Raw genomic sequence first — 20,129 nt, forward strand, 5'->3', positions numbered from 1 at the left:
AAAAAACATAACTCTGCATTAAATAAGAGCTTAACGTGAAAAATAAAAAGGATTGCCATGATCGACTTCAGTAGCAAAATCACCCCTGCGCGAATGCAGCGCACTACAGCCAATTTACAAATGGCGCTTGAGAGCGATCGTGGCCGCATTATTAACAGCGCAGCCATTCGTCGCCTGCAACAAAAAACCCAAGTATTTCCGCTTGAGCGCAACGCAGCAGTGCGCTCACGTCTTACTCACTCATTAGAAGTACAACAAGTTGGTCGATTTATCGTGCAGCGTGTTTTTGCCAATCTAAATTACCAACAGCAAAAAGAATATGGTTTATCCGGCTTAGAACGCCCGCTAGAAACCCTAGTAGAAATGGCCTGCCTAATGCACGATATTGGTAACCCGCCGTTTGGTCACTTTGGCGAGGCCGCCATTAATAATTGGTTTAATGCTAACTTGGCAAGTATTACGCCTGAGCGTTGCCAAACAGCTAATAGCAGTATAGGCATTATTTTTAAACATTTAGCGCAAGATATTTGCAGTTTTGAAGGCAACGCCCAAGGCATACGTATTATTCACTCATTGCTCAGCCTAAATTTAACCTACAGCCAAAGTGCGGCAATTTTAAAGTACACCCGCCCTGCCAGCCTATCGAAGCATGATATTCCACAAAATAAAAACTACATTATGAAAAAAGTAGGCTACTACTACAGCGAAAAAAGCTTTATAGAAGCACTACAAACAGAGCTAAAAATGGAGCCGCATTGCCGCCACCCTGCCAGTTACATAATGGAAGCCGCAGACGATATTTCTTATTGCTTGGCTGACATAGAAGATGCGGTAGAAAAAGACATAATAAGCACTCAGCATTTGTGCGAGCAATTAAAAAAGCAGTATCAAAAAGCGCTAATTAACTTAGCCCTAAACGACACCCAGCACCAAAGCTTTGTAGATGATGCAATTAATTACGCTATTGAACGCGCGCAAGCACAGCCCTTTAATTTTAATAGTGAATTTTTTATTTATTTACGCGTATCGTTACTGCATCCATTAGTGAATCATGCCGCAAAACGCTTTATTGAAAACATAGAGCCAATTTATCATGGTGACTTTAACCATGCATTATTAGAAGATCGCAGCTACCTGCATGCAGTAACCCAAGCCCTTAAGCAAGTGGCACTTGAGCATGTGTTTTCTCATAAAGAGGTCGAAAAGCTCGAACTACAAGGCTACCGTATTATTAATGGCCTACTAGAATGCTATAAACCGTTACTGCAATTAACTAGCGACGACTTTAAACGCGCACTACATGGCGACAATCGTTTATTAATAGAATCGAGATTAGTTAAAAAGCTCTCTAAAAAACATTTAAGTAGCTATCAGCACGCCATAAATGCCATGCAAGAAGAGCCCGACCACTTTGCGGCTTATGAGTTTTATTACAGATGTAGACTCATCCAAGATTACATAAGCGGCATGACCGACCAATTTGCTTACGACGAGTACCGTAGCTTAATGGTGATTGACTAAGCCATGCTCAGATCGTGAAATTGCTAAGCCCTAGATAATTTTTTACTTTGCGCTTAAAATTAGGGCATTGATGCTTAACCGCTTTTGAGTTTTATGAAACCGTTACTGAGTTGCTTATTTTTTTGTTTTGCTTTGTTTTATAGTGCTAGTAGTAGCGCTTACAACGAAGCGATGTGCATTCTTATAAAACAAGAAATGCAGCAATACAGCAATGACAAAACCAGCCGAAAGTACCGTAACGCTGCTCGCGACTACAAAAAAAACTGCAGCAATCCGGCTACACGTACTCAATCAACGGCAAAGCCTAAAGCGCAACCTATTATTGAACAACCCAAACCTAAAATTACTAAACAGCAAGTAAATGAGCCTGTTTCATCAGTTGCAACCCCCATTGGGCAAGAGCAAGCTAAGTCACCGCTTATACAGCAACTAGCAACAGCGCCCAATCAAAGTACAGAGCGCACTCAGAACACAACTGAACCAGCAGCAACTACCGAGCCTAATGAGCCGCAAACCAATAAAACAATAGCAGAACAAACTGATGCTCTAAAAAATGATCAATTTAGCATTGATACAACCCCCCAAAGCAACACAACTTCAGCTGTCACAAAAACCACGGTAGAGCCTTTACAAACGGCCATGCCGGTTACTGTAAATGCCACTGAGCAAGTTAAAGGCGTTGCCTCATCAATCCCTACAGAATCAAACATGTTGTCGCTAGTATTACCCAGTGTGGCGCTACTCTTGGTGGTAATAGGTGGAGTTGTTGTATTGATGCGCCTGCGCAATGTTAAGCAAAATAACACGTCTGCTGAAACCAGTATGCCACTAGCTGCTCCTCCTACTAAGTGCGATAACAAGCAAACTAGTACTGCTATTGATGAATCTAAGACTCTTGATACCAGCAAAAACGAGCAACAAACAACAACCGAAAGTGTCGAGTTAGACGCAAGCGAAGTAAGCACCGTTAAAGTAAAGCAAGTACCGAATACCGCAGAGTTTGAAGCCGCCGCTAAAGCCACTTTAGAACGGATAAAAAATGCCACCGAGCATGCAGAGCCACAAGTAAGAGACTTTGACCCTGAAGCCAAACCAATCAAAAAACAGCGCAAGCCGGTTAATCAGCCTAGCGAGCCTGTACCAGCGACTAAAAAAGAAGCACCTATTGCAGCTGAGCCCATTTCGCCTCAACAGCCAAAGGCAGACTTACATTCGCCTAAACAACCGCGCTCACCGTTAACGCCATCTACCGAGCACGACTTTAAAGAGCCTGAAATACGCACCTTCGATCCCAACGCCCCCTTACCCACTAAAAAAAGTGCGATAAAACCAGAACAAGTAAAAGTATCGCCAGTTGAACCCACTAAGCCTGATATCCCGCCACAAAGCAGCAACCCATTTGCTAACTTATCGCTTGATGAAAGTTGGGATCCAAATTCTCCGCAAAAACCGAAAATAGAAGAAAAGCAACGTGCCCCTAAATCACAAGCACTAATTGAAGCTGAAGAACGTGCAAAAAACATGCAAACAAAAGAATAATAGAGTACGCTGAACGTATTCAAAGGTGGCTTTAAATCTAGTACCAATTCGCTTAATTAAGTGGTCTATTTTGAGGCTGGAAAAACGCGTTGATAGCTAGGCAAAAGTTTTCTATTTAGTTGTTATAAAAAAGAATTTTTTAACGCAGGTAGCGACATATTTAGCCCCGTAAAATGATTAAGTATTATTGCGGATTGGTATAGTTTAAGCGTGCATTCAGTTTCACTCACTACAATAGCCTACTTTTTAAACAGCGCCACTCTCAACCTAATGGCTCAGAAGGAGTAAACTATACATATGCACGTGATGTTATCAGCTAAATTAAGATACCTTATTTTTACCGCATCTTTTTTTCTGATGGCTTTGGTGAGTGATTACAGTAACGCAATTGAAGCAATTCAACCTAAAGACGAGCAATCCACACACACCACTACTTTAAATATAAGTACCGGCGAATGGCCCCCTTTTATGAGTGAATCATTGCCTCACCAAGGTGTAATTGCCCATTTGATCACCGACTTATTTGCACAAGCCAATATTAAAGTTAACTTTACCTTTTTACCTTGGCCGCGTGCTTACCACGACACCATCAATGATAAATACGCAGCCACCGCCGTATGGATGTTTGAACAACAACGCACTGAGGATTATTTTTACAGTGAACCTGTATTAAACGAGCGTTTTGTATTTTTTTATCACAAAAAACGCCCTTTTGATTGGCAAAACCTAAACGATTTAAAAGGCTTATTACTCGGTGGTGGGCTTGCTTACAGCTATGGCGAAGAGTTTGATAAAGCACTACAAGCGGGTCTATTTGATATGTCGCGAGTAAGTACCACAGAGCAAAACTTTAAACGCTTAGCTATGGGCAGAATTGACGCCTTTGCCGAAGAAAAAAGCGTCGGCTATTACATCTTGGCCAGTAAGTTACCTAACTTATTTAGCTCTATTAACCATCATCCCAAAGCTTTACTCATAAACCAAAGCTTTATTATGTTCCCTAAAAATAACAAATACAGTAAACAGCGGCTTGAAATTTTTAATCAGCAATTACTTAAATTTAAGCAAAACGGTCTTTATCAAGCCTACTTTGATGCGTTAGATAATGGCGCTTATCAGCCCACAAATAACGCCCTGGCCGACTGACCTGACGGGGCTTTATTGTTTGGAACGCGGGTTTCGGGCTACGAGCTAGGTTTTAGCAAAAGCTCGTTACTCGAAGCCCGTACAAAAGCCAAATATTATTCTGTAGTAACGATTTTACATCGCGTATTTATAGGCATTTGCATTTTACCCGCGCCTCGCTGCTCGTCACTCGAAGTAAGCTGCTTTTACCACCATAGCCGTTAAGCTTGTTGACGCGAAAACTACCGCTTTTAAATTAGGTTACTTTCACGCATTATTCGCCTCAAAAAGTGAGGCGAATAGCATGCTTAATTGCCTCATTGTATTAATTGGTAAGTTGAAATCGTAGAAACCAGTTTCAGCTGTGATTATTTTAAACGCCAATTTCGGTTTCGAGCAACAAGCGACTGGCAACGAACACATCCGCGGCCTTTATCAATGCAGACGCACAACTTGCTGACGCGAAATGCACCGCTTTTAAAAATAAAGATTTACTTGCTCAACACTTTTGCACTTATTAGTGTTTAATCTTTCACTATTACCTGCTTGTGAGCAATAAAAAGTAACTTGCGAGCCCACTTTATATTGGTCAATCCCGCCTGATAACTTACTTACACTGAAATGAAAATCGCCATAGTCTGAGGCGATAAATCCAAACCCTCGATTTTTATCGAACATACGGATCTCACCAAACATACCGCCTTTAGCATTAGGGGTCTGTTCTTTAGCGAGTTTAATAAAGCAGCGGTCGTGGCTTTCTTCTGCAATTTCAAAAAGATTTGGCTTCTCTTTGATAAGCGCCTTTAAGCTAGTAACACTGTAACTTCTAAAATCAAACGATGAATCGAGCATTTTAAGCGCACTACCTAAGTCACCTAAATAAACAGGTTCATTCTTTTGTACACAACGTTTATAAGCCGTAATCAATAATGTATTTAAGTCTTTAAAAGCTTCTGAGTCATCTCTGTCTATTAAGTTTTTTGAAAATACAAAATTATGGCAAGCTTTAATAAGCCGCCCTGGTGTGCTTTCATTACCTATAGCCATTATGTGTAATCCTTTCTCTCTTATCCGCTGTGCTAAGCTGTAAAAGCCACCGTCACTTGATACAATACAGACTCCATTAATTCGTTGGTTATTATTTATAAGCTCAATTGCATCCATCACCAGTGCATGGTCAGCAGCATCTTTACCATAATGAAATTGTTGTTTGGGACTAGAGGCTGTTTTATGTAGTATGTTCTGCCAGTTACTGTGTTGTACAGATGTCCAATCTGCATAGACCCACTTAATTGCCACCGTGCCATATTTTTCAACTTCGTCGAGCACCGCTGAATAAGTGTTATAAGACGCATTTTCTCCATCAACTAAAACAGCAAATATTAAACTCATTTTTAATCCTTAAATAAGGGCAAAGAGCTGCCTAGTAAGCAGCTCTTACAGTTAGTTACTTACAAGCACCAGGGACACGGCATGCACAAGTTGAAGGAACATGACATGCATGATCTTCGCAACGTGCCATTTGTACTGACTCCATTGGATAAAGCTCAGCAGTAGGAAAAGCACCAAAATGCTTCTCATATACTGCTACCGTTGCATCAAATGAGCTTTGTAATTTGGATTGATCTTTATCACCATAGATTCCAAAATACGGATAGTGATGTAAGTAAAAACCGAATAAAACATCACAATCATTTGTGTAACTTTGTGTATCTAAAATATGCTCGTGCCAAAACTTATCAACTAACTTGCTCGGAACGAGTGATAATTTGGGATACCACTTTTTAAGTGATAAAAATTTGCGGTATTCAAGTTCAGCAAAATCACACAGCTCATCATTCCAAGTTGCTTCAGCTGATTGCGTCAATTTCCATTTCAGTTTTTCAAAGTTCAGTACACAAACAGTAGAATGTAATTGCTCGTATATATTTTTACTTAACTGAAAAGTAGGCGATGGTTTAATTTCTACTAATTGTTCCATTATTTATTACCTCCATTTTTATTCAATTGCTTACCGCGATTCCCATGCACTTTGGCATATTGCTGATTCACACCCTCGTTACCTTTATTCGCATTTTTTTGGTTTGCTTCATTATCAGCAGGGCTTATTTTTTTAGCCATTACAGCCTCCTAAATTTAATTATTATGTGAACAACATTATTCACCTTCGCTTTAAATGGGATTCAAGATTTTTGCGAGCAATAAATGCCACAGGTTGAAAAGTTCCATTTTTGAATACGAAAATCAAACGGTAATCACCTAATTTAAAACGTATCAGGCTTGGGTCAATAGTGAGTTTTCGGCCGCCAATATCTCTATAGTTATGACTTTGTAAAAGATGACTATATATATCTTTAGCCTCTGCTACGTAACGAGCAGATTGACATTTTGGGAGGGTTTTAAGTAAACGATTCATTGATTTCATTATTAAACTCCAGTTGGTTAACTGAGTTCAATAATGAACTTGTGCGGAGCACTACAAACACTTAATTTATAATATTGTGTAAATACTCCCATGCATCTTTATTCTCATTGATTTGAGCATCGATGCTATCACTTAATTCTTTAACTAATGGTAGCTGAAGTAGACGTTTATCAGTTACATTTTGAAGGATGCTCTTAGCCTCTATGCACTCTTTAGACTTAAGTTTTTTATCCGCTTTTATATAATTTTCTATAAAACTATGCCAATTAACATCCCTATCATAAAGAACATTCAGAGGAGATAAATCAGTAATACCCGTTTTTGAGCTTTGAAAAGGAGACGGCAGCTGCTCAGTGAATAAATTAAAGTTATTATCAATCAATTTATTTTTAATGTTCTCGAATGAAGATTGAGATACTCCAAAAAACAACATCTCTGCACTGAGCTCTTTTTTAGCGAATAGTTCTAACAGTTTAAATTCACGCTTATTAACTGATGATTTGGTAGCATAGTATTCTTGAAATATTTTTTTTGTACTTGCAGTACCCACCAATGTATACAGACACAAAGCATTATATATAGAGGCTCGTCGACCACGAATCACTCTATGCTCAACACGCTTACCATAATTAGGTAAGCTTGAAGCAATAATCGCCTTTCTATATTCAAGCATGCGGCTATTTGAAACATGCTTATCGGTTGATTCTTTATGCCCTTTTGTAAATATATTATTTAACGCATCATGAAGCTCTTTCGGTAACGTATCAGAAACTTTTTGTTTGATGTATAACTTTGCAATTTGAGGAATAAGTTCAATTTCAGTGTCAACTGTCTCAGCCATACTAGTACACTCTATCGCACAATATGTCTCTTAGTTCAGAACGCTTGTAATATTCATCTTTTGCGCTTGCAACGAGCTCATTCACAGCGGCCATGCCTTTTTTACAACTATAATAACGCTTTGTACTACGGTAACGACTATTTACTAAAACAAGTTCTCTATCGTAACGGTTATAAACTGCCTTAATAGCGCCTAAACAAACGCCCATTTTAATTGCTTCAACCTTCGATAAGCTAAATATACCTAATAAACTATTTTTATCTTCAACCACCTCTGAACATGCAGCTGCGATATTATAGATTTTTTTAGCTTTCACCAACGCCTCTCCTGCGCATTCTCCAAGCTTTATAAATTGTTTTTTATTAAATAAAACAAAACTCTTTTCTTCTACCTTGGAATACTCATCGCACCCATAAGGCAACTCACTTTTGGCATAACTAGGCTGAGGATATAAAATTAGGATAAGAGCTAAAACAATAATATATTTCACTGCTTAACCTCCTTTCTACAAAACTTAAAGGCATGCCAAATAATGCCAAACGATATAAACGTATCAAAAATTAAAAACTGTTCATAATTAGCGCTATCTTCAAACATTTCGAGCGCACTAAATAAATCCACCCCTTTAGAGGCACCAACAAAAGCCATACTCAAAAATATCAAAAGTAAATAGTAAATATTTAAAATAACAACTTTAAGTAACGAATTAGCTGCCATAGCAAACCAATAGCGTTTAATAGGGTATGCCTTTAAATTAACCCTTAACGAATTTAAATTGAATAAAATTAAGCCAACTAATAAAGTTCTCGAAAATCGTTCAAGTGGCGTTATCGTGTTGTAGCTACCCACCCCATTAATAAACTCTTGATCAAAAGGTAAATAATAAATAGAAATAAGCAAAAATAAACAAACTAAAAAAATAACAATGTGCAATAAATGATTAAAAATACCAACGGGTTGGTCCCTAAAAGTATATAAATCTTTCGGATTTGCAAACTTCCAGCTTTTTCTTTTTTTATTTAAAAATGACGATTCATTCTTAGTGAGTGGAACAAATTGGTATTTGCTTTCATCGGTATGTACAGCGTTATTTTTTTGCTCGTTAAGAGCAGAAGGGCTAGCAGTATATTCTGTATTTGTAGTAGTTGATTGCACCTACTTTCCTTGTAAATTTTTTTGCTAATTATGCCAACATACACATAAAACACAATAACTTATAGGAAAGACATAAACATATATAATATGTACTCTACAATACTAGGTATATTCACTGCTTTACCCGGCAACCAAAGGGCAATCAGTTTGCAATTAAGTTCTGCTGCTAATAATTCATCCCTTAAGCTGAGCTTTTATCGCATTGCCTAAAGGGATTTAGGTACTTGGAATTTGTCGGGAACAAAGTTCCGCCATGCAGCTATTACTCATCATTAATTCAATTTCGGGTGTGATCACGGGAAAGTTGTTTGGTAGTGTCCTTTAAATTTTACCGTGGGCGTACAGTTTGCTGACGTGAAAAGCGCAACTTTTAATATCTTTTTAAAAACGATGTTTTATAAATGGTTTGTTTAACCATGTTTTATAGTCTTTAGACAGCTGCGGAAAGTGCTGATACAGCATACTTTCCAGTGTTTCAGCAGTGAGTTTACTGCAAGGTGAATTTTGCTCGGCTAACATAACGCTTTTTAAAAACTGCTTGCCTATGCTCGAGCCCATTAAAAAATATATCGCCGCCCAACTGCTCGCATAAAGTTTAGTGTCATCAGCTGTTTGCCATTTGTTATCTAAACCTATCAACCAATTAATAGTAAAAACACTTTGCGCTATGTGTTTGTTACTTATCCAACTTAGGTGAGGTTCAATGCTGACTAATTGCATGCTGTTGTTGGTATATTCAAAATATTCAGCCAGCCCTTCATTAAGCCAACGAGGAGTTGTGCCTAGTATTGCTTTGTTTATAGCATGCACCGCTTCGTGTATTGCTGTGCGCATTGCGTTTTGCTCGTTTCGATAATATATAAACGCAGAGTTAGTAGCATGAAAATATATACCATCTGTATTACTTGGATCTGCCCCGCGCTGTTTAATCGCTTGTTCGTAACGACCTCGTGTTGCGAATACGGTCAGGTTTAACCTTACCTTTTTTAATGCATCTGCCCCTATAATTTGGCCATACACTTTAAATACAGTATTTAGTTTTATCCGTAATTTTTCTGTAAACGACGGCGGTAAATTAGCGGCCTGTAGCGTTAATTCAAAGTAATCAAGCGACTCAACAAAGTCAGTATCAAGTGTTTCAACCGCAAAGTCTGGCTTAGTATCACTAAAATGGGGCACACCATGGCTATCAGTCCAAGTGTAAATATTGCCATTACGCTTATATTTAACTTCACCTAATGAAACATCTGTACAACGCGTTGTATCGGCTTGTGGTAAATGGTTTTGTATTACTGTTTTAGTAGTAAACGAGCCTGCAGAGGGTTGAATTAGGGTTTGCTCTGCTTCTTTAATTATTTCGATTTCGGCTTTTATATCTTCGTAAATAGCCCGCACACTGCCAATAGGATCATGGTAATTGAATACCCGCCCAGTTAGGTGGTTAGCAATAAGTGCCGCTGCAATTAACAGCACAATAAATACAAATAGCACGCGCCATTTTGTGCTCAACATCTTTATCGTCGCTTTTTCCATTGGGCTTCAAATAAGCGTTTTTGTTCACCACGATATTCACTGCACCATACGAAATCGAATGATTGCATGCCTTTTGAACGGCAGCGCTTTGGTAAAGTATAAAATTCAGACCACGCAGCCAGCTTTTCAGGATCGCTATAGCTGTCGCTATGCAATTTCATATTAGGCATCTGCGTGCGCAATAATGCATTATTACTTGAGCTGTAAGCCGAAGAGCGTTGATGTGTTCGATTGGTTTGTTTGGGTTTATCACAATGCTTTGCAAGTTCTTCAAATAAAGATTTGAACCGTGCTTTTAACCGCTCACCTTCTTTCACCCTATAGCCTTGACGCAACCGTAAACGTATTGTTTCACGTTCTTTTACAATACTATCGCAATGTTCTTGCGAGTATTGCTCGTACGCTTGCGGGAGAGAAGTAAATAGGCAAAGTAGTATCAATAAAATCCATTTAATCATTATTTATCCCTAAATTGAGTGCTGTGTTCCGTTGAGCGCCTAGGGTGAATATAGAGGATTGAATCTAAAATAGAAACAGATAGTTTAAGCGAATTGTTAAATCATGCCTGAGCGCAATTGTTGGAGCAGTTTGTGGCGGGAATTTTTAATTGCAAATTTAAGTAGAAGTCGCGTTGGCGACGGCAACCAAAGAGAAGTAACCGCCGACTTCTCTTTGGAATCTCTCGGCGCCCCGAGCATTTTGCACTTTCCTCAAAGCTTAAATTGATATAAACGTAAACGCCGTGTATTCGCCATCCATGGCGAAGTCACAGCTTTAATTGCATCCATGCAATTAATTACTCATCAATTGAGTCCTTTCGGGCAAAATGACGGGGGAATTTTCTTGGCAGCAGTCTTCAAATTTGTTGTTATTAAAAGCCTTATGTATATTAAGTTATCTTAATTATTTGAGTAACTTAAATGGCTGCTAACTTACCGATATCACTAAACTTTCCTCAATACCGTGATTTAGTAAAAAAGCTCAAACAGGGTAAATCATTACCAATTGCCATTTATTTACATAACAGCTCATTAGAAGAAGCCCTGCCACCTGAACTATTCAGCTTCATAAAAAGCACCATTAAAAAACTTAAAGTAGAACAACCGTGGAACCTTATAAAGCTCTATAAACGAGACTTAAAATTTACTCTACTTAACTACCCTGATTTTGATAAATACGCATACCCGGCACTTCACACCAGCTATACAATTGATGTTGATGAACTAACAATAAAAACAACCAACTACAGTAGCTCAAATAATCCACCCATATTGCACCGTAAAGAAACCTTTGTTCTCCCAAGTTATCCCCACTTCACATTATTTAAAGATATAACCGAGGAAGGCGAGCAAATTGGTCTGTACCAAAATACCAAAAGTATTGGCTTTAAACAGCAGTGGCTTAATTTAATTAAACGCAAAGGCTACGAGCTTGATGAGCAAGGCAGGTTAAAAAAACTAGCAGAAATACCAAAGCCTGAAATTGAAAATGAACCACAAGCAATACAACGCCATTTAACCGCAATAAATCGCGATAGGCTTTCAGCGCCTTTTCAAAAGCTCGCAAAGTACGGTTATTTAAATGGTGATTATTCAATACTTGATTACGGCTGCGGCTTAGCTGACGACGCAACTGAGCTAGAAGCCCACGGACTCAATATTAACGCATGGGATCCAGTGCATAGGCCAAACGGAGATAAGCAAGTAAGTGATATTGTTAATTTAGGTTTTGTACTCAATGTTATTGAAGATCGACAAGAACGTATCAACACACTAAAAGCGGCTTACCAACACACTAAAAAATTGCTTTTAGTATCAGTAATGCTCGCCAATGAGGCAAAACAAGAACATTTTAAACAATACAAAGATGGCGTAATAACTAAATGGAATACGTTTCAAAAATACTATAGCCAAGCCCAAATAAGAGCTTACATAGAGCAAACCCTAAACGTTAATACAATGGCGTTTGGGCAAGGCATAATTGCTATTTTTAAATGCCCACAATTAGAAGAAGCCCATCACTTAGAGCTACAATTTCAAAATTATAATTGGCAACATATAACCCAAAGGCCACAACCAAAAGCATTACCCAAAGCCCAGCAAAAAACCTTGTTTGAAAAACACCAAACACTGCTTGATGATTTTTGGCAACATTGCCTGCACTTTGGCCGTTTACCCGCAAACGATGAGTTTGAGCAAAGCACAACACTGCGCAAATACTTTGCCAGCCACAACAAAGCATTTAGCTTGCTGCAAAATTACTATGAACAAAATGAGTTTGAGCAAGCGCAACAAAAACGAAAACACGATTTACTGGTTTATTTTGCACTTAGCCTATTTGGTAAACGCCAAGCTAAAAGCCACATGCCTGCAAGGCTAACGCGAGACTTAAAAGTACATTTTAGTGATTACAACCAAGCATTAGAGCAAGCAAAACAACTGCTATTCTCAATAGCAGAGCCCGCTGATATTGGTAATGCTTGTTACCAAGCTTATGAGCAAATTCAGCTCGGTGAGTTACACGACAACCACTCGTATATTTTACCCACTCGTTACTTAAACCAACTCCCCGCAATACTGCGTGTTTATATAGGCTGTGCCGTGCAATTGTATGGCGATATTGACGACGTTGATTTGGTAAAAATACACATGCGCTCAGGCAAGGTTACATTTTTAAAATACGATGACTTTAATAAAAAGCTGCCATTACTAATCGAGCGAATAAAAGTAAAAATGCTAGAGCAAGATATCGACTATTTTTACTACGGAGATATTTACCCCTATCAGCCGTTTTATAATAAAATAAATTATTTACAAAAAGGCAGTAGCGAATACAAAAACCAACAACGGTTTGATAAAAAATTAGCCGATATGCTAAAAGGCGTAACCAAAGCAGAATGGCCTGATTGGTTAATATTGCAGAAGGTTTTTGATTATTGGGCTGTTGAGTTAAAAGGTGACAAATTTTTTAAGAAATAAAATTACCAACCATAACAAAGAACTAGATTTAATTATTCAAGATATGGCAATAAAAGCTGTATTTATCACGTAAGGTACGTAATAATATTACGTACCTTACGTGATGGGATTAAATTATGAGTAACCTTGAAAGCAACTATTGCTACAGCTTTCCCGCAGTTCGTGGCCAACAGGCTGGCAAACCATTTTATATAGCAACCTGCCCTTTAAGGCTCATACCTAAAATCTTCATGTATGACGAAGAAGAAGTCCCCGTAGAGCTTAGAGCTCAACGTACTCTCAATAAAGGTCGCATACCCGAAATGGCTCGTTACCTAGTTGAGTCACCACACGATTATGTATTTTCAGCTATTACCGCCTCAATTGGTGCTGAGATCGATTTTATTGAAGTAGATAAAAACAGCAATATTGGCAGCTTAAAAGTACCAATGGATGCGCAAATTTTAATAAACGATGGACAACACCGTCGAGCAGCTATTGAAGAAGCCTTAAAAGAGCGCCCAGAGCTCAGTCAAGACAACATCGCTGTACTATTTTTTGTAGACGAAGGCCTACAACGCAGTCAACAAATGTTTGCCGATTTAAATAAATACGCAGTGCGCCCTAGCCCATCGCTTGGCACCATGTACGATCACCGCGATCAAGCATCTGAACTTGCTCGTTATTTAGCTTTAAATACAAAACCGTTTGCAGGATTTACTGAATTTGAACGCTCTACAATTGCCGTTAAAAGTAGTAAACTGTTTACCCTTAGTGGCATTAAACAAGCAAACCGCGTTTTACTTGGCAAAGGGACTAAGGAAGGCTTTAATGAAGACGAAAGGCAAATTGCTGCAAAGTACTGGGAAGCACTAAATATTTATATGCCAGAATGGATACAAGTACAAAACAAACAGCTTTCGGCTGCAGAATTTCGACAAGAGTATATTTCGGCACATGGTATTGGTCTTCAAGCACTTGCACTAGTTGGTAAAAGCTTACTAACTCTTAGTGAATCAGAAAAACAAAAAAAGCTTAAGTTAATTGCCAACATCAACTGGCTTAAAAGTAACCCAGCTTGGGCTCACAGAGCAATGCAACATGGCAGACTTTCAAAAGCTATGAGCAATATTTTCCTTACAAGCATGCAAATTAAACGTGAAATTGGCCTCCCTCTTTCGAAAGAAGATGTACAAAAAGAGAATGAATACTTAAACGCATGAAATTATTAAACCAGTACGATCTAGAAGACTACATTGAATTTATCGAAAACGAATCGTTTGCAGGTAGCCAGCTACATAACTTTGTAGCCGACACCCAACGAGTATACATGGCTGACAAACGCCCATGGGTATTAGGTTACAGTGGCGGTAAAGATTCATCTGCCGTAATGACCCTAATTTACTTTGCATTACTTGGTTTAAAACCAGAAGACCGCCACAAGCCCGTTTTTGTAGTCGCGTCCGACACCTTAGTTGAAACACCTATGGTGGTTGATCACGTCGATAAATCACTAAAACTAATTGAAGAAGGTGCAAAGCGCGAAGGCCTACCAATTACCTCACATAAAGTAGTGCCAAAATCAAACAATACGTTTTGGGCTAACTTACTGGGTAAAGGTTACCCTGCACCAACGCGTAACTTTCGCTGGTGTACAGAGCGAATGAAAATCGACCCAGTAAGTACCTTTATTAAAGAGCGCGTAAGCGAATACGACGAGGTAATCGTAGTGCTAGGTTCTCGCTCACAAGAAAGCGCATCACGTGCGCAAGTAATTAAAAAACACAAAATTGATGGTTCAGACTTAGCCGTACACACCACTTTAAGCAACGCCTTTATTTACACGCCAATTGATACATGGAGTGTTGACGATGTGTGGAAAATACTACGCCTGTGCCACTTAAAAACCGAAGAAACGCCATACGGCACTAAAAACAAATGGTTTGATAAGTACGACCTAGAATGGGAAAACCCATGGGGCGGTAAAAACCTTGTGTTATGGAACCTATACAAAGACTCATCAGGCCAAGGCGAATGCCCAATGGTTATTGATGAAACCACACCATCATGTGGTAACTCTCGTTTTGGTTGTTGGACATGTACTGTAGTAACGCGCGACCGCGCAATGGAAAGCCTCATTCAAAACGGCGAGCAGTGGATGACACCACTACTTAAATACCGCAATATTTTATCGCGTAGTACATCGCCTAAGCTTAAAAAGAAATACCGCAACCATATTCGTCGCGATGGCCGTTTAGCGTTTAAAACCCTAAAAGAAGACAAAGAGCGCGTATTAACAGACGACTACACAACAGGCCCTTATAAATTAAAGTATCGCCAGCATGCCATGCGTTTACTGCTTAATATACAAAAGCAATTTAACGACCAAGAGCGTGATGTAGAGCTAATTACCGTTGATGAGTTACACGCAGTAAGGCACGAATGGTTAAACGATCCTAACGAACCAGATTGGGACGATACCCTACCCGTTATTGTATTTGATGCGCTAGGCATAAAGCTCGACTGGACAATAGACGACTCAAACCAATTTAGCCTAACCGAAGGTCAATTACTTAACGACATTGCACCTAAGCATGGCGTATCGCCGCAAATGGTTAAAAAATTAATAGACGTTGAAACTCAAATGAGTGGCCTTGCCCGTCGTACAGGTATTTTTAATCGTATTGGCCGCTTAATTCAGCAAGATTGGGAAAGCGCCGAAGTTATTATTGCCTCTAATTTAGATATTCGTCAGAGCCAAATGCGCCAAAGTAACGAAGTTAAAGCACTTGAAGACGACCTAAAACAAATTACTGCATTGCTCAAAGCTGAGGGCATAGAATGATTTTTAAAACACTGACCCTAAATAACTTTCGAGTTTTTAACGGCCAAACCACTATAGACTTAGACCCGCGTAAAGAAGGCATGTTTGAGCGCCCTATTATTTTATTTGGTGGTTTAAATGGCGCGGGTAAAACATCTATTCTTACCGCCATTCGCTTAGCCTTATTAGGTAAACGCGCTTTGGGTGCTGTAATCACTAAAAAAGATTACCTAAGCTACTTAAACGAGCAAACCAATAAAACGGCAACCAAAGCCCAGCAAGATGCCGAGGGCAGTATAACGCTTAGCTTTTCACATACGCATCAGGGCAAACATAACCTTTACGAAGTAACCCGTAAATGGCAGCTAGAAGGCGATGAAAAGTTAACACTCACTATTAATGGCGAGCAAGATACCTCATTAAACTCAGAGCAAGTACAAGCGTTTTTACATGAAATAGTCCCACCAGGTATTGGCGATTTATTCTTTTTTGATGGTGAAAAAATAGCAGAGCTCGCAGAGGACGACACCGGCTCTTACTTAAAAGAGGCCGTACAAAAACTGCTAGGAATCGATATTATAAACCGCCTAAGCAACGACCTTGATATTTACTTAAAAGGCCTAGGCGCAGAAACCGCCGACAAAGACACCCTTAAAAAAATTAAAGCCGCAGAAGATCAAAAACACCAAATTACTCAGCAAGTAAATGCCACACGAGATAAAGCCGACAGCATTGGTGCACAATTAACCGAGCTTAAAAACAAAATAGCCGCCAAGGAGCACGAAATACAGGCCCAAGGTGGCGCATGGGCTAAAACCAAAGATCAAGAGCAAGCACAGGCCTCTGAGCTTATAGAGCTTGAAAAAGAGCTAACCGCTAAAATACGCCAAGAGCTAAGCGGCAGCCTACCAATGGCACTTGCGCCAACAGCTATGCAAAATTTAATTGAACAGCTAACCAGCGATCAACAAATTAAACAAGCTAAAGCCTTTGGTAACGAGCTAGTGCAAGCCTTACCAAACCTTGAAAGCGCGCTTAATCAAAAGTTTGATACCCAAAGCAGCGATATAATGGCAACTGTAAATAGTTACTTTGGTCAACTGGTAAATCAAACGGCGCTTGCAGAGCCAAAGCTAGATATTTCAGACTCTGAATTTGCGCTTATAAACGCACAGGTACAAGAGGCTTCACAATCGCAAGCGCTAATAAAAGAGCTTTTAACAGCGCTTACTCAAACGCAAAACAAATTAAGCTCACTTTCAATTAATATTGAGCGAGCGCCAGACGCTGCCGACTTACACGAGCTTTATACATCGCTGCGCGAACTTGAAAAACAACGCGATACAACAAGCAAAGAGTACATAAGCGAACTCCTTAAAGCTAAAGAGTTCAAAGCTAAAGAGTTAGAGCTAGCTAAACGCTTAGAGAAGGACTACGCCAAGCTTAAAAACAACCACTCAGCCGATAAAGCCGTTGAGCGTGTAGAGCTTAGCCAATATGTATTGCAAGACTTTAAACACGCCCTTACAGAGCTGCGTGTAACGCAATTAGAAGAGCTATTTGTAAAAGCATACCGTAAGCTTGCCCGTAAAGAAGACTTAAAGCTTTCAGCTAAAATAGACCCAACCAGCTTTGACGTAAACTTAGTCGATGCCGAAGGCGTTATCATTAACCGTAAATCTATGTCGGCAGGTGAAAAGCAAATATTTGCTTTCGCTATTTTAGAAGCACTTGGCAAGCTTTCGGGTAAAGTACTGCCTGTAGTAGTAGATACGCCACTGGGCCGTTTAGATTCAAAGCACCGCGATAAACTAATTAAGCACTACTTCCCAGAGGCCAGCGAGCAAGTAATACTGCTTTCTACCGATACCGAAGTAGACGAAGACTTTTACCAAGCCATTGAGCATAAAGTATCTCACGCATTCGAAATTGAGTTTAACCAACATACTAATTGTTCAACCCTGCGAGAAGGTTACTTTTGGGCAGAGCTTGCACAGGAGGCCATATAACATGCTCCCACAAACTATGTGGCTTAATAAAGCCGTTGAAGAACAGCTGCAAACCCTTAAAGGCAAAACAGGCGTTACACCCAACGTAGCAGCCCGTATCGCATTTTTTCGCTCTATCGAAAAGGGGTTTATTTTTAATAAAGAAAAAGACTACAAGCTCTCTGGTAGCCTTAAACTCGATAAATTTACGTGGTTGGGTAAAACCCAAATGGTAACTGAGTTATTACTTAAACAGCGCTACCCTGAGTATTCTGATAAAGAATTACAAACAGCATGGGCAGCACATGTTGAGGATGGAATTAGCTCAATACGCAACCAAAGTACACTTGTAACTTTAGTGAATGCGATCTTATGATCTCTCTCATTTAATTTTTTAGGAATTACTGCACTTAAGACAGTTTTAAATCAATTTTTATATTGTGTAGGCTAATGATAAGTACTGAACTCTATACCATTATGAGAAAAGTGTAATGGTTGGAACACCTCCAACCATTTTAAATAATTACTATGCCATAGATTTTTTAATCTTCTCAACAAGTTCTTCTTTAAAGCGGCTCTGGTTCATTTTTCTGACGGCAGATGTTTCTTTTTCTACTACATACTCACCTAAAAGCTCCTCAATGACTCTGATCTTTGCCTCACGAGAAACATTAGGAAACATCTGATCAAGATATAAATTATAATAATGCTTAACATCGACACTCTCATAATCTGTTCCTATATAAGCCGCTTTTATTTCAAAATAATTTTTAATTATGTCGTACGACTTAACTAGGTATTCCCTATCCTCAGTAAAAACTTCGTCGTATTTTTTGCTGAAAATACTTTGTTTAGAGCTAGTTGCTTTCTCAGGATTCCCATTTATTGAATATAGTAACTGACCAAACCTGACCATCGAAATCGTCATATCATAGTCAAGATCATCTTTACCAATATCTCCTGATTTCCTTACATAGTTTACATTTTTCTCTTTAAGATAACTCTCCAGCTCTAATTGCTTTTCATTTAAAGATCTTAAATCAGGTGGCGAAATAGCATTTTGGCTATTTGTATATTCCGCTATTTTACTTACTTCTCCACTATCGGTTTTAATTTGAAAAATCCTTACAAGAACTTCACTTTTAGGGAGGTAGTCTATAATATTTCGTTCATTATCTTCATTAAAATTGTGGATTGTTCTTAAAGTTTGTCCACCATTTAAAACCTGAAAATTACTCATTGAAATTTTCATCTGAGTTTGGCCATTAACTGGCTCAGCTTCAATTTTATCAGCAACAATCGTTATTCCATTGTTGTACATAAAAAACTTCTCTGGGTGCTCTTCCAGAGATTTATAAATATTTGAATTGTACTTGGATTTACTAACAAAACCGCGCACATTATCGAATAACACTGAAAAATCTAAATGTACATCATTCAATTCATTGTAATCTTCTAGATCATATCTATTTCTCATCTTCGGATCATTACATGTAATTCTAATAACATCACTACTTTTAAGTCTTGCAATATATGATCTAGCTGTAGCTAATGAATTTTCAGAATAGGACATTAGTGCATCATTCGGTAAAAGTAATGTTGCATTAATCGGCTCTGGTCGAATAGACATGAAATCTGTAATCTCAGAAAGAGAAAGTGGGACTATTTCTATATCGTAACTTTGAACAAAGTTTTTAATATGTTTATCATCAATATTTACGGGGTTTGAATCGTTACTTACTATATAAAGCTTTGTTTTCCATACTTCTTTAGAGTCATATAACGACTTTATTCTTTCAGCGAAAGATTTAGGTTTACCAGTTAATTCATCAAAGTCATCCGAAAAGATAGCATTTATATACTTAGTTGAATTAATCACATCATTTATTTTTTGCTTTGAATCTGCTTTAAACCCGTTTCTATACTTAAAGTTAAATAGGTTTATTGTGTTATTCTCATCATCAATATAAACAGCATCGATTCCGCAATCATCACTTTTGTCTTCACCCAAAATATTGTTGAATTCGGTATCGGTTACATAGGTACTTACTTCGTCTGCATCATCAACAGCGAATAAATTGTCCAAAATAAAGTAGTAAAAACCTATTCTCTCTCTATCTACATCTTGTGCCACATTTATGTGTTTAACTTTTATTAACTCTTTGAAGTATTTTTCACATTTAAGCCCCAGTAATTTAAAGTCATTAATATTAGCCATTTT

18 protein-coding genes are annotated in these 20,129 nt (G+C 38.6%); 8 read left to right on the forward strand and 10 right to left on the reverse strand.

The annotated features are described in order from the left end of the window. Positions 1 to 57 precede the first annotated feature (57 nt). The 3 genes from dgt to P3J6_RS09785 all read left to right on the forward strand — a co-directional run bounded on the left by dgt (position 58) and on the right by P3J6_RS09785 (position 4,206). Positions 58 to 1,521 carry a dGTPase gene (dgt, locus tag P3J6_RS09775; RefSeq protein ID WP_198522886.1) on the forward strand — a complete coding sequence of 488 codons (1,464 nt, stop codon included), beginning with the start codon at positions 58 to 60 and terminating at the stop codon, positions 1,519 to 1,521. A 93-nt stretch (positions 1,522 to 1,614) separates the two neighbouring features. Continuing rightward, entirely contained in the window at positions 1,615 to 3,060 is a 1,446-nt protein-coding gene (locus P3J6_RS09780) for a hypothetical protein (RefSeq protein WP_198522887.1), read from the forward strand. A 297-nt stretch (positions 3,061 to 3,357) separates the two neighbouring features. After that, on the forward strand, positions 3,358 to 4,206 hold the full coding sequence (locus tag P3J6_RS09785) for a substrate-binding periplasmic protein (protein ID WP_198522888.1): 849 nt from the start codon (positions 3,358 to 3,360) through the stop codon (positions 4,204 to 4,206). A 456-nt stretch (positions 4,207 to 4,662) separates the two neighbouring features. Here P3J6_RS09785 and P3J6_RS09790 read toward each other — a convergent pair whose 3' ends face one another. From P3J6_RS09790 to P3J6_RS09830, 9 genes are all read right to left on the reverse strand, one after another. Continuing rightward, positions 4,663 to 5,577: an NYN domain-containing protein gene (locus tag P3J6_RS09790; protein WP_198522889.1), complete on the reverse strand. Its 915-nt coding sequence runs from the start codon at positions 5,575 to 5,577 to the stop codon at positions 4,663 to 4,665. Between the two features lie 55 nt (positions 5,578 to 5,632). Next, complete coding sequence (locus P3J6_RS09795) at positions 5,633 to 6,166, reverse strand: glycine-rich domain-containing protein (RefSeq protein WP_232735483.1); 534 nt, start codon at positions 6,164 to 6,166, stop codon at positions 5,633 to 5,635. Beyond that, on the reverse strand, positions 6,166 to 6,306 hold the full coding sequence (locus P3J6_RS09800) for a hypothetical protein (protein ID WP_198522890.1): 141 nt from the start codon (positions 6,304 to 6,306) through the stop codon (positions 6,166 to 6,168). Before P3J6_RS09800 ends, P3J6_RS09795 begins: the two co-directional genes overlap by 1 nt. A 40-nt stretch (positions 6,307 to 6,346) precedes the next feature. Continuing rightward, complete coding sequence (locus P3J6_RS09805) at positions 6,347 to 6,610, reverse strand: hypothetical protein (RefSeq protein WP_198522891.1); 264 nt, start codon at positions 6,608 to 6,610, stop codon at positions 6,347 to 6,349. 61 nt (positions 6,611 to 6,671) lie between these two features. Further along, a complete protein-coding gene (locus P3J6_RS09810; RefSeq protein ID WP_198522892.1) occupies positions 6,672 to 7,451 on the reverse strand; it encodes a hypothetical protein in 780 nt (259 codons plus the stop codon). A 1-nt stretch (position 7,452) separates the two neighbouring features. Next, a complete protein-coding gene (locus P3J6_RS09815) occupies positions 7,453 to 7,941 on the reverse strand; it encodes a hypothetical protein (protein ID WP_178957007.1) in 489 nt (162 codons plus the stop codon). Beyond that, a complete protein-coding gene (locus P3J6_RS09820) occupies positions 7,938 to 8,606 on the reverse strand; it encodes a hypothetical protein (RefSeq protein ID WP_198522893.1) in 669 nt (222 codons plus the stop codon). Before P3J6_RS09820 ends, P3J6_RS09815 begins: the two co-directional genes overlap by 4 nt. 381 nt (positions 8,607 to 8,987) lie before the next feature. Then, a complete protein-coding gene (locus P3J6_RS09825; protein ID WP_198522894.1) occupies positions 8,988 to 10,118 on the reverse strand; it encodes a DUF1570 domain-containing protein in 1,131 nt (376 codons plus the stop codon). Between the two features lie 2 nt (positions 10,119 to 10,120). Beyond that, a complete protein-coding gene (locus P3J6_RS09830; protein ID WP_198522895.1) occupies positions 10,121 to 10,597 on the reverse strand; it encodes a hypothetical protein in 477 nt (158 codons plus the stop codon). Positions 10,598 to 11,059: 462 nt separating this feature from the next. Here P3J6_RS09830 and P3J6_RS09835 point away from each other — a divergent pair, with 462 nt between their 5' ends. From P3J6_RS09835 to dndE, 5 genes are all read left to right on the forward strand, one after another. Further along, positions 11,060 to 13,117, forward strand: a complete 2,058-nt coding sequence (locus P3J6_RS09835; RefSeq protein ID WP_198522896.1) for a DNA phosphorothioation-associated putative methyltransferase — start codon at positions 11,060 to 11,062, stop codon at positions 13,115 to 13,117. Positions 13,118 to 13,233: 116 nt separating this feature from the next. Then, positions 13,234 to 14,319 carry a DNA sulfur modification protein DndB gene (dndB, locus tag P3J6_RS09840; RefSeq protein WP_054452429.1) on the forward strand — a complete coding sequence of 362 codons (1,086 nt, stop codon included), beginning with the start codon at positions 13,234 to 13,236 and terminating at the stop codon, positions 14,317 to 14,319. Further along, on the forward strand, positions 14,316 to 15,941 hold the full coding sequence (locus P3J6_RS09845; protein WP_198522897.1) for a DNA phosphorothioation system sulfurtransferase DndC: 1,626 nt from the start codon (positions 14,316 to 14,318) through the stop codon (positions 15,939 to 15,941). Before dndB ends, P3J6_RS09845 begins: the two co-directional genes overlap by 4 nt. Further along, positions 15,938 to 17,929, forward strand: coding sequence for a DNA sulfur modification protein DndD (gene dndD, locus P3J6_RS09850; RefSeq protein ID WP_198522898.1), 1,992 nt, complete (start codon positions 15,938 to 15,940; stop codon positions 17,927 to 17,929). The genes P3J6_RS09845 and dndD overlap by 4 nt, the downstream gene beginning before the upstream one ends. Position 17,930: 1 nt before the next feature. Next, a complete protein-coding gene (dndE, locus tag P3J6_RS09855) occupies positions 17,931 to 18,284 on the forward strand; it encodes a DNA sulfur modification protein DndE (protein WP_198522899.1) in 354 nt (117 codons plus the stop codon). Between the two features lie 150 nt (positions 18,285 to 18,434). Here the strand turns inward: dndE and P3J6_RS09860 are convergent, their stop codons facing one another. Then, positions 18,435 to 20,126 carry an AIPR family protein gene (locus P3J6_RS09860; RefSeq protein ID WP_198522900.1) on the reverse strand — a complete coding sequence of 564 codons (1,692 nt, stop codon included), beginning with the start codon at positions 20,124 to 20,126 and terminating at the stop codon, positions 18,435 to 18,437. Positions 20,127 to 20,129 lie beyond the last annotated feature (3 nt).

The sequence above is a fragment of the Pseudoalteromonas sp. 3J6 genome (genome assembly GCF_903995135.1).
In the GTDB taxonomy this organism is placed as follows: domain Bacteria; phylum Pseudomonadota; class Gammaproteobacteria; order Enterobacterales; family Alteromonadaceae; genus Pseudoalteromonas.